This is a genomic window from Arthrobacter sp. 05L417 (genome assembly GCF_056397865.1).
The window spans coordinates 263,591-273,908 of record NZ_JBFTOG010000002.1 but is presented as its reverse complement, the minus strand read 5'-3'; the positions used below and the strand labels follow the sequence as shown (position 1 = coordinate 273,908).

Below are 10,318 nucleotides of genomic sequence, written 5' to 3'. Positions count from 1 at the left end.
CCTCCGGACTTTTCGAATCACAGCCGACTCAACCGAGGTCTCCGCCAGCCACCGGAAGGATGCTTCCCGTTACATAGGAAGCCTCGTCGGATGCCATGAAGACGATCGGCGCAGCCTGTTCATCAAGCGTGCCGTACCGCTTCATGAAGGAAGACTCTACGGTCTGGTCCACGATGGTCTGGTACCAGCCCTGCTCGGTCGTGGATTCAGCCTCGGGCCCCCGCTTAACCTTCCTCGGTGGCGCCTCGGTGCCGCCCGGAGCTGTCGCGACCACGCGGACGCCGCGGCCGGCCACCTCCATGGCCAGCGACTGGGTCAGCGCGTTGATTCCCCCCTTGGCCGCGGCATACGGGACACGATGCAGGCCGCGGGTCGCCACCGACGAGACATTGACGATCGTGCCGGAGCCTTGATCCAGCATGGAGGGCAGCACGGCTCGGCAGCTCCAAAGAGTGGGAAAGAGCGACCGGCGGATTTCCTTTTCAATCTTTTCCTCGTCGTATTCTTCATAGGGCCGTGCCCAGATGGTGCCCCCGACGTTGTTGACCAGAACGTCCACACGGCCGTGCGTGCCCAGCGCTGCATCCACCGCGTTCCGCGCGCCGGCGAAGGTTCCCAGATCGGCCGTCACGGACGTGGCTGAGCCGCCCGAACCGGAGCTTTGTGCTGCCTCCCCGATTTCCCGGGCCACTTCATGGACCAGTTCGGCCCTGTCCACCAGAACGACGGCGCCCCCCTCTGCTGCAATGCGCTGTGCAACCTTCTGGCCGATTCCCTGGGCTGACCCCGTCACCACGGCAATCTTGCCGGCATACCGGCCAGGGGTGACGAACTGTCCAGCGTATGGCGCTGCCATCAGTAAACCGCCGTCTTGGCGTCGATCGCTCCGGCCATCGTTTCCTTGGCTGCCTGCGCGTGGCCCGTGATCAGTTCACGGACCCGTGACTTGTCCTCGCGTTCAAAAGCGTCCACGAGGTCAAGGTGGTCTCGCGTGACCCGCTCGAAGATCCGGGTTCCGGTTTCGAACGTGGCCGCCATCTGCGCGTGGACGTCAAGTCTGCGGTAGGACTCGAGCAGGGTTGGGTTATTGCAGACCATGAAGAGATATTCGTGGAACTCTTCGTTTGTCCGCGCAAACTCCTCCGGATCCTGGACGGTCCCTGCACTGACAGAGCGCGTGGTGGCTTCGGCGAGGCGCCGGAACTGACGCAGCTGCTCCTCACTGAGGCGTCCCAGTAGCAGCTCGCTGACGGCGAGTTCCAGACCCATACGGGCATCCAGCTGCGCAAAGCAGTCTTCCTTGCGGAAATCCAGCCAGCCGGTCTCAAGTGATGAGACGGCCTCAGCCTGGCTGATAGTGTCGCCGGCGGCCTGGATCTTCTCCGCTGGGGCCGGGGCACCGGTCTCGGCATCGCCCCCGGTGCTCTCCTTCGGGGCGAAGCGTTCGAAGTAGAAGTTGGCAGGATGGATGTCTTCGCTGTCCAGCCATTTGGAGACAGCGTTCACCATGGGCGGTGGCCCGCAGAGGTAGACGTCGACATCGCCATCGTTGAGGTGGGCGGGCTCGATGATTTGGGTGACATAGCCGGTGTGAGGCGCCGAGGTGCCCGGCTCGGAAGCGATGTAGTCCCAAGTGAAGTCCGGCAGCTTGGCCTCGTAGGCGCGCAGCCAGTGAAGCCCGACGATGTCGGCTTCCCGAGTGACACCGTAGATCAGGTGCACCGGGGTGAAGGGCGGATTCTGGGATAGCTTCTCCAGGATTGCCAGCAGCGGGGCGAGACCCGTTCCGCCTGCGAGCAGCAGCAGGGGACGCTTGGGGTCGCGCAGGAAGAATGAACCATATGGGCCCGTGAACTCGATGGTGTCCCCAACAGCAGCCCGTTCACGGAGGTACTCCGACATTGCGCCCTGTGGCGTAATGCGCACCATGAAGGATGCCTTCTCGGCGTCGGGCCCGTTGCTGAAGGAGTACGAGCGCTCGGCCTTAGCGCCCGGGACCTTGATGTTTACATATTGTCCGGGCAGGAACGCCAGGGCATCCCGGTTCTGGACCTCCAGTGCAAAGGAGATCGTGGACTCCGAGTGTTTGTCGAGCTCAACGAGAGTGGAGGTGAACGTGGCCGCGGAGGTCTTTGCGGACTCCGAGGTCGCCGGAATTTGAAGGGCGAGGTCCGACTCCGGGACCGCCTGGCAGGTGAGCAGGTAGCCCTTCTCGAGTTCCTCCTCCGTCATCGCGTCGTTAATGAAGTCGCCCGGGTCGAAGGAGCCCGAGTCACAGAAAGCCTTACAGATGCCGCAGGCACCGTCACGGCAGTCCGACGGAATGTTGATGCGCGCCTTGTACGCTGCGTCCAGGACGGTCTCGTAGTCGCCGACCTTGATGACCTTGGTGATGCCGTCCTCGAAGCTGAGGGCTACCTGATACCCCATGATTTCCTCCTGGTTGGGAATCGCGTCTTCACGATCCCCGAAAGTTAGTGCTGTTGTCTCGTATGAGGTCATGTCCTGCCGGACACTTCAGGCCGTGACCTCTAGCGAACACGGCCGACAGGTGCGAACCGTCAGATCATGTAGACATCCACCACGTGGTGGATGTAGTCGTTCTTCAGGACGACTTTCTTTTTGAGGATCACCGGTTCGCGGCCGGAGAGATCGATCGTGTAAAAGCTCGTACCGAAGTACATGTCTGTGCTGTTGTAGCGAAAGTACAGGGTGAACCAGTTGAAGCGGACCTTCACCTGGTCGCCGTGGTGTTCGATAATCTCGATGTCGGTGATGTTGTGTCCAGTCCTCGGTTCCGGCAGCGATGTGGCCGACGAGCGGTCGGTCTTGATGCGAAACACGCGGTCTTCAATTCCGCCGCGGTTGTCGTAGTAGATGAGTGATATTTCGTTCTGGGGATCTTCCGTGAGGCGGTCATCTACGTCCCAAGCCGGCATCCAGAACTCAGAGTCCGGGTGATAGCACTGCAGCCACTCATCGAACTGGCGGTCGTCCAACAGACGGGCCTCCTTGTAAAGGAAGGCACGCACTGTTTCGAGGTTGGCGATTTGCTCGGCGGTCTTGAATGAGGTGGCGGGGGTGGTAAGGCTTGTCATGGGTTTTGCAGCTCTCTCTGGTTCCGTTGGTTCGGTCAGGCGGTGACTGGTACGGATTCCAGCGCCGAACGCTCCTCTTCCTCCGCCAGGGCACGGTCCATGACTTCCTTCCAGTACCCGTGCTGTATGGGGTACAGACCTTCGTCTTCGGTACGCAAACCTGAGGCGATGACCCGGGTCATGCCCAACGCCTGTGCCTGCTCGTCCGGGCCCTGGATCTCGTGGGTGGAGCCGCGGGTCATGTCGTTCCACGGGGCGCTGGTGGCCCAATAGGTCTTGTTGCAGGAGCGGAACTCTTCGAGGTCATCGGGAGTGGCCATGCCGGTGGCGTTAAAGAAGTCCTCGTACTGACGGATGCGCTTGGACCGGCTTTCCTGGGATTCGCCCTTGGGGGCGATGCAGTAGATCGTCACCTCGGTCTGGTCAGCGGAGATGGGACGGAAGTGCCGGATCTGCGAGGAGAATTGGTCCATGATGTAGACATTCGGGTATAGGCAAAGGTTGCGGGAGATGTTGATCATGAAGTTCGCCATTTCCTCGCTGTACTTTTCGACGAGTTCGTCACGGCGGTCCCACAGGGGGCGGTCCTGGGGGTTGGTCCATTCCTGCCAGAGGAGCAGGTGCCCATGGTCATAGGAGTAGAATCCGCCCTTGACCTTGCCCCACTTGCCGGCGTCCATGGCCTTGGTCTTGTTGGCTGAGTCGCCGGCGCTCCGGCGTGCCGTGGTGGCTGCATAGTTCCAGTGGACAGCGGTGACGTGGTAGCCGTCGGCGCCGTTTTCGGCTTGCACCTTCCAGTTCCCGTCGTAAGTGTAGGTGGAGGAACCCCGCAGGACCTCAAGCCCTTCGGGTGACTGGTCGACGATCGAGTCGATGACTTTGGTGGCATCTCCCAAATGTTCTTCGAGCGGGAGAACATCGACGTTAAGCGAGCCGAACAGGAAGCCGCGGTAGGACTCGAAACGGGCGACCTTGGTGAGGTCATGGGAGCCTTCCTTGTTAAAGGTCTCCGGGTATCCGGCATTGCGGGAGTCCTTGACCTTCAGCAGTTCGCCCGAGTTCTTGAACGTCCAGCCGTGGAAGGGACACGTGAAGGTGGTGCGGTTGTCTGTCTTGCGGCGGCACAGCATTGCGCCTCTGTGGGCGCAGGCGTTGACGATGCAGTTGACCTTACCGTCCTTGTCCCGGGTGATCACGACAGGAGTTCGCCCGATGTAGGTGGTGAAGTAGTCCCCCACGCTGGGAACCTGGGACTCGTGGGCCAAATAAACCCAGTTGCCCTCGAAGATGTGCTTCATCTCGAGTTCGAAGATTTCTTCATTGGTGAAGATTTCACGCTTGGCTCGGATCACGCCGTTTTCACGGTCATCGATCACGGCGTCGGCAAGGACCTCACGGACGCGACTCAGGTTCTCGGTCATGACCTACTCCTTCTATGGAGAGTTTGGGGTTGGCGGGCGGCGTATCGAAGACGATTGGCTCCTGCCGAAGGAAACATGTATGCGAGCCAGTCTGGCTCAGGGCGATGGCTCTCACATCAGGCAAATCCCTAGGTTCGACCAAGGGTTCGTTTAGGTAATTCTCTTGACATAATTGGACGCCAATCAATATTTGTTGCGTCCTTATGCGCCGCCTAATCTGAGGTTGGATGTCACGTGAAGCCTAGGTCCGCGCGCTCCCGTTGCCGCGGCTCTTCACGACAGATGAAAGCCCTTCCCGTCCCCCGCTACAAAGATGAGTGGAGATCACCATGACTGAAGTTCAGAACGACACCCGTACAGAATATGAGGGAACTGCTGTAGAGGCCGGTTCAAAGGCCACTGAGCGCTTCGCCGCCTCTGGCAAGGTTGCAAGCATCGGGGTGCCCAAGGAGCGCGTAAACCTGCTGGCCGGCGCCCTCATCGAGGCTGCCAATCAGATCGTCAAACAACACCAGGTCACGTACGAGGAATACAACGTGCTGAAGGCGTGGTTGATTAAGGTCGGCACCGACGGCGAGTGGCCCCTGTTCCTCGACGTGTGGCTCGAACACACCGTGGAGGACGTCAACTCCCACGACCGGCCCGGCACCATGGGAACCATTGAAGGCCCCTACTACGTCCCGGACTCTCCGGTGCTCGAATCCCCCGCCACCGTCGAGATGCGGGAATATGAGGAGGGAACGCCACTGCGTTTCAGCGGCCGCTTCACCGACACCGCCGGCAACCCGATCCAGGGCGGACAGATTGAAATCTGGCACGCCGATGCGGCCGGTTTCTACTCGCAGTATGCACCGGGCCTTCCGGAGTGGCTCTTCCGCGCAACGGTGAAGGCGGATAACGAAGGCCACTTCACCATTAACACCATGCGTCCCGCTCCATACCAGATCCCTACTGACGGAGCGTGCGGACAGCTTATCAGCGCAGCGGGGTGGCACGCCTGGCGGCCGGCCCATATCCACATCAAGGCTTCTGCCCCCGGATTCCAGCCGGTGACCCAGCAGCTCTACTTCCCCGGAGACCCGCACAACGCCGACGACATCGCTTCCGCAGTCAAGCCCGAACTGATTCTCGACCCCAAATCGCGCATCGATGGCGTAGCTGGCGAGGAAGCTGTCTACGACTACGTTCTCGCCCGCGTCGGTGAGTCCAAGTAAGCAGCTGACGCGCCTGCCCCGGCCAAGGCCGGCGGTCCAGATGAAGCGCCCCGGACCGGAAGGCTCCGGGGCACTTCTGAAGCGGCGAATTCATTCCCTGCCAGCCTGCTGGCCGTGAGGCCTTCAGTGTTGTGGGTTGATAACGGAATCACGAAACTCCTTCAGCGGATTTCCATCGCTATGCCTAGCGCCTGCAGCAGTGCCCCGTCTGCCATGACCCTTCCCGCAACACATGAAAGGTGCCGTGCCGTTGAAAATCGAACGGATTGAAGTGATTCCCTACTCCATTCCCTATAGGCATCCTCTCAAGTTTGCCAGCGGTGAGGTCGCAAATGCTGACCACGTCCTGGTACGCCTGTACACCGACGACGGTGTTGTAGGTATTGCAGACGCACCTCCCCGCCCGTATACCTACGGCGAGACCCAAGAGTCTATTGGGGCGATCATAGGGAAGACCTTCGCCCCGCAATTGATCGGTCTGGAGGTCACAGACAGGGCACAGATCCATGCGGTGCTGGGACGGACCATCCACAACCAGGTTGCGAAAGGCGCGGTGGATATTGCTGTGTGGGATGCGATCGGAAAGACACTCCGAACGCCCGTCCACAGACTCCTGGGAGGATTTACCGACAGGATGCGGGTCAGCCACATGCTAGGCTTCCGGCCCCCCCACGAACTCCTGGATGAGGCCCTGCGGTTCGGCGAGGAATACGGCATCACCACGTTCAAGCTGAAAGTGGGCCGACGGCCGCTGAAACTTGATGTGGAGGCATGCAACGTACTGCGCGAGGGTCTCGGCGACGATGTGGAAATCTACCTGGACGCCAACCGGGGCTGGACCGCCAACGAGGCTCTCGAGGTGCTACGCCGCACCGAGGGCCTGGGACTCACCCGGCTCGAGGAGCCATGTGATGCCAAGGAAGCAATGAGCCGCCGGCGCCTGGTCGACAAGTCACCTATCCCTGTGGTGGGTGACGAATCCGTCCCCACGGCAGGGGACGCATCTCGGGAGCTCCTTTCCGGCGGTTGTAATGCCATCTGCATCAAGACCGCACGATCAGGTTTCACTGAGGCAAGCCAGATTCTGGGGCTCTGCACGGGACTTGGGATCGACGTAACCATGGGCAACCAGATCGATACTCAGGTCGGCTCGCTCGCGACAGTAACGTTCGGTGCCGCCCACGAGGCCACAAGCCGCCAGGCCGGAGAACTGTCTAATTTCTTAGATATGTCCGATGACCTGCTCGCCGATCCACTCTGGATCAGCGATGGCACGATTTCCGTTCGCGATCTTCCCGGCGTGGGAGCTGAGATCGACGAGGACAAGCTCGCTAAATACAGGCTGTCCTAGCCTCGACCATCAAGGAGGGAAGAAGAATGCTGTTCTTGACGCGGATGGACGTGCAGTTCCCACCGCATCTTTCAGAAGCGGACGTCGCCCGTTTGCAGGGACTGGAGAAGGAATATTCCCAGCAGCTGCAACAGGAAGGCCGCCTTGCGTCAATATGGCGGGTTGTCGGCGAGTACGCCAATTACTCGGTGTTCGACGTCGCAACCAACGACGAGCTGCATGGTGTTCTCAGCAGCTTTCCGATGTTTCCCTACATGAAGATCACGGTCACCCCCTTAGCCAATCATCCCAACTCCATCCGCTAACGACGCGCCCGCAACCCCTTCAGGAGCAATATGCGGAATCCTCTGAAAGCCGCTACCAACAAGGCACACTCCGCCCGCCAAGCAGGATCCCAGACGCTTGGGGGACGGGGGGTCTGCCCGCTGCAATGCTGTTCAGCATGACTATCACTTGGCGTGGGGCGTTTCGGAACGAAGATATCAATCATTTGCACGCCGAAGGCTTCAACCATGCGTATTTTGACGACGATTGGACTGATCGGCTCTCGCGCCTCTGCCTGGGATGGGTCACCGCGCGCTACCATCAGGGGCTCGTAGGCTTCGTCAACGTAATCTGACGGGCGGGGGCACGCCTTCATCGAAGACACTTTGGTGGCGCACCGGGCGCGCCGGAAGGGCATCGGGAAAAGACTCGTGGCGGCTGAGACGGAGCACTCCAGGGGAGCAGGCTGCGAATGGCTGCATGTTGACTTCGAGGACCACCTGGAGCGTTTCTACCGCGATGCATGCGGTTTCCGTCCTACCAATGCTGGACTAATACAGGTTCGCTATCTGGGCGGGGCGGTGATTCAACCGCCATTGCCGGCTGACAGCCACATTCAATGAGCCCGGAGGATCATCACGTGAATGCCGCCTTGCAGAACATCCTGAAAGCCGTGCTGAGTGCACACGCCGTTCACGGCATCAAGATCGTGGGAATTGATGGGCCTTCCGGGTCCGGCAAGAGCACGTTGGCCGGGGAAATGGCTCCCTTGCTAAACGCCCCTGTCATCCCAATTGATGACTTCATTTCCTAGAACAATCTTGCTGGCTGGCGGCCCAGGTTCGAGGAACGGATCCTGAAACCCTCTACTTAGCGGGCAACCAGCCCACTATCAGCAAAGGGATTGGGAGCGCGATGAGTTCGGTGATTCCGTGGGAGCGTGGGCAACGATGAACTGGTCTCCGGTGGTGCTCATCGAAGGAGTCACGTCCACCAGACGCGAGAGCATCCGCAAGATTGCCTTCGCGATGTGGGTGGAGGCTTCAAAGGATGAGCGTCTGCGACGCGGCATAGATCGAGATGGAGAAAGTCACGGGAAACTTTGGCATCGTTGGATGGCCAAGGAGGACAAATTCTTCGCCGCCGATGAGACACGTCTCCGGGCAGACCTCATAGTTCCTGGAACTGAGGGCAGGTGAATTCTAGCCATTGCCAGTCTCGGGCTGCCCGCCCCGCCCAAGGGCACCACTCCGCTGCCCTGTCCTTTTGAGTGCGGCATCATTGATCGGCCGCCACATGTGGGTCCATCGCTCGGCGCCTTAAGGGGCATTGAGTGGCGTCTTAAAGAAGGTCGCTGCATCCTCGTACGCGAGGGCAAGATAGAAATCACCGGCACGACGGCTTGCCAACGACACATAAGCAGCGCCCTGCGCCTGGGCCCACGACTCGGCTGCAAGCATCAAAGCCTGTCCCACACCATTCCGGCGTGCTCGCTCGGCAACCATGATTTCCTAGACCCAGGCAACCGGGCCGTTGGCCAGAAAAGCGGCGCGACAGCGGGCTAAAAGATAGCCGACAACGGATCCGTCATGGATCCCGGATCAGATGCCGCCGGCGGCATCTCCTCTGCCAGGTACCGTGGCGCAGCGCTGGTGAGTGCGCCATTCTCCAGTTTGTATTTTCGTGACGGCACTGTGGCGGCGGTTTTGTCTTCGACGATGAGCCGGACACTGTCAAAGATGCCGGTACGTGGGTCGTTGAAGAAGTCGACGGCGTTGGTGTTGCAGGCGCTGTAGCGGTTTCCGCGGCTGTAGAGGAAGTCGATGGCTTCCCGCGGGGTGAAGCGACCCCCCAGAGAGCTCAGTCCTTGGATGGTCTCTTGGCGGCCGTCCCACCATCTGAGCCGCGCCTGGCGTATCGCTGTGGGCTGGTCGACCTCGACGTCGAGGATGGTGATCTTGCGGTAGTCGTTGCTGGCGAACTATTCAAGTTGCGGTCGCGAAGGCCGGACCAGGAAAGGGTTCCTTCGACGACGACGTTTTCCCTGTTGCTGAGGCTGCGGCGCAGGATCCTGTCGGCGAGGTCGGTGGATTCGCTGTGGACGAGGAAGCGAGCTCGTTGCGGCGCCTGGAGGGCCGGCTGTATTGAGGGCCGCTTTGCCGTCCTGCCGGACATCGGGTGCGGCTCTCAGCTAGGCGCGCGCCCGATGCGCTGATAATGACCGTGGTGATGGCTTCGGGGGCGGTCTTGGTTTGTGCTTTTTTGAAGGCGGCCCACGACGGGCTGTCTTCGTTGCCGGCGAACTCGGCCTCCAATGCGTTCTGGTACGCGGCGGTGGTGAATGGCTTGGTCTTTTCAAGCCAGACGCCGGCTTCGCTGTCCAGCCAGGAGTGGGAGGCGTAGGCGGTGCCGAACTGCCGGATGATCTGGGGGATCTGGTCCCTGTCCTCTTCGGGGAGGCCCTGCACCGGGTTTGGTTCAAGTGATGCTGCGGGGGCTGGCTGGATGTTTTCCTGACCCTCGACCGGGTCATTGTCCTGATCTTGGCCGGCGGCCTTGTTCAGGGCGCTGATGACCATGACGATGATGAGGACGCCGAGGGCGACGGCGATCAGAAGTGTTTTCCGCAGGGAGAAAGGTTGCATGGTGCTTTGGCCCGTTCTTAGAGATATGAATGGGGCAGGTTCAGCACCCGGCCCGTCAGGAGCGGCCATTGTCGCCGGGCGGCCCTGCAGCGCCGGCTTCGCGTGGTCCGTTTCCATGTGGGGCGGGGGCGCGGCCGGACCTATCACCCGGCGGTGATGCCGCCTTGTATCCGGGCGGGCCGGGAGCGGGCCGCGGCTGTGGGGCCGGGGCCTTCTGTTTCACAGGTCCGTGGGTTGCCATTGGCGCATCCCTTGGCCGTGACGGCCCCGTCGGGGTTGGAATGGTAGTGCCACATGTGAGGGTTGGGAGGTCCCGGCTATGTTT

At 60.8% G+C, this 10,318-nt stretch carries 12 protein-coding genes; 6 read left to right on the top strand and 6 right to left on the bottom strand.

Annotated features, from left to right (window positions below):
- Window positions 1–28: 28 nt before the first annotated feature.
- The 4 genes from AC1DJW_RS03255 to benA all read right to left on the bottom strand — a co-directional run bounded on the left by AC1DJW_RS03255 (window position 29) and on the right by benA (window position 4,519).
- The gene (locus tag AC1DJW_RS03255) at window positions 29–856 is read right to left on the bottom strand and encodes a 1,6-dihydroxycyclohexa-2,4-diene-1-carboxylate dehydrogenase (protein ID WP_476900695.1); all 828 of its coding nucleotides are present in this window, start codon (window positions 854–856) and stop codon (window positions 29–31) included.
- A complete protein-coding gene (gene benC, locus AC1DJW_RS03250) occupies window positions 856–2,430 on the bottom strand; it encodes a benzoate 1,2-dioxygenase electron transfer component BenC (RefSeq protein ID WP_476900694.1) in 1,575 nt (524 codons plus the stop codon). The genes AC1DJW_RS03255 and benC overlap by 1 nt, the downstream gene beginning before the upstream one ends.
- 131 nt (window positions 2,431–2,561) lie before the next feature.
- Window positions 2,562–3,098 (bottom strand): benzoate 1,2-dioxygenase small subunit, encoded by a 537-nt coding sequence (gene benB / locus AC1DJW_RS03245; protein WP_476900693.1) that lies wholly within the window; start codon window positions 3,096–3,098, stop codon window positions 2,562–2,564.
- A gap of 35 nt (window positions 3,099–3,133) precedes the next feature.
- Window positions 3,134–4,519 carry a benzoate 1,2-dioxygenase large subunit gene (benA, locus tag AC1DJW_RS03240; RefSeq protein WP_476900692.1) on the bottom strand — a complete coding sequence of 462 codons (1,386 nt, stop codon included), beginning with the start codon at window positions 4,517–4,519 and terminating at the stop codon, window positions 3,134–3,136.
- A 329-nt stretch (window positions 4,520–4,848) separates the two neighbouring features.
- Here benA and catA point away from each other — a divergent pair, with 329 nt between their 5' ends.
- The 5 genes from catA (at window position 4,849) to AC1DJW_RS03215 (ending at window position 8,162) form a co-directional block, all read left to right on the top strand.
- A complete protein-coding gene (gene catA / locus AC1DJW_RS03235) occupies window positions 4,849–5,733 on the top strand; it encodes a catechol 1,2-dioxygenase (RefSeq protein WP_476900691.1) in 885 nt (294 codons plus the stop codon).
- A 250-nt stretch (window positions 5,734–5,983) separates the two neighbouring features.
- Window positions 5,984–7,084: an enolase C-terminal domain-like protein gene (locus AC1DJW_RS03230; protein WP_476900717.1), complete on the top strand. Its 1,101-nt coding sequence runs from the start codon at window positions 5,984–5,986 to the stop codon at window positions 7,082–7,084.
- A 26-nt stretch (window positions 7,085–7,110) separates the two neighbouring features.
- Window positions 7,111–7,389 carry a muconolactone Delta-isomerase gene (gene catC / locus AC1DJW_RS03225; RefSeq protein ID WP_476900690.1) on the top strand — a complete coding sequence of 93 codons (279 nt, stop codon included), beginning with the start codon at window positions 7,111–7,113 and terminating at the stop codon, window positions 7,387–7,389.
- Between the two features lie 348 nt (window positions 7,390–7,737).
- Window positions 7,738–7,971 carry a GNAT family N-acetyltransferase gene (locus AC1DJW_RS03220; RefSeq protein WP_476900689.1) on the top strand — a complete coding sequence of 78 codons (234 nt, stop codon included), beginning with the start codon at window positions 7,738–7,740 and terminating at the stop codon, window positions 7,969–7,971.
- Window positions 7,968–8,162: a hypothetical protein gene (locus AC1DJW_RS03215; protein ID WP_476900688.1), complete on the top strand. Its 195-nt coding sequence runs from the start codon at window positions 7,968–7,970 to the stop codon at window positions 8,160–8,162. The genes AC1DJW_RS03220 and AC1DJW_RS03215 overlap by 4 nt, the downstream gene beginning before the upstream one ends.
- Before the next feature lie 505 nt (window positions 8,163–8,667).
- Here AC1DJW_RS03215 and AC1DJW_RS03210 read toward each other — a convergent pair.
- Complete coding sequence (locus AC1DJW_RS03210) at window positions 8,668–8,853, bottom strand: GNAT family N-acetyltransferase (protein WP_476900687.1); 186 nt, start codon at window positions 8,851–8,853, stop codon at window positions 8,668–8,670.
- 84 nt (window positions 8,854–8,937) lie between these two features.
- On the opposite strand from AC1DJW_RS03210, the gene AC1DJW_RS03205 reads away from it, so the two are divergent.
- Window positions 8,938–9,144: a hypothetical protein gene (locus tag AC1DJW_RS03205; protein WP_476900686.1), complete on the top strand. Its 207-nt coding sequence runs from the start codon at window positions 8,938–8,940 to the stop codon at window positions 9,142–9,144.
- Between the two features lie 189 nt (window positions 9,145–9,333).
- Here the strand turns inward: AC1DJW_RS03205 and AC1DJW_RS03200 are convergent, their stop codons facing one another.
- A complete protein-coding gene (locus tag AC1DJW_RS03200) occupies window positions 9,334–9,993 on the bottom strand; it encodes a hypothetical protein (protein WP_476900685.1) in 660 nt (219 codons plus the stop codon).
- Window positions 9,994–10,318 lie beyond the last annotated feature (325 nt).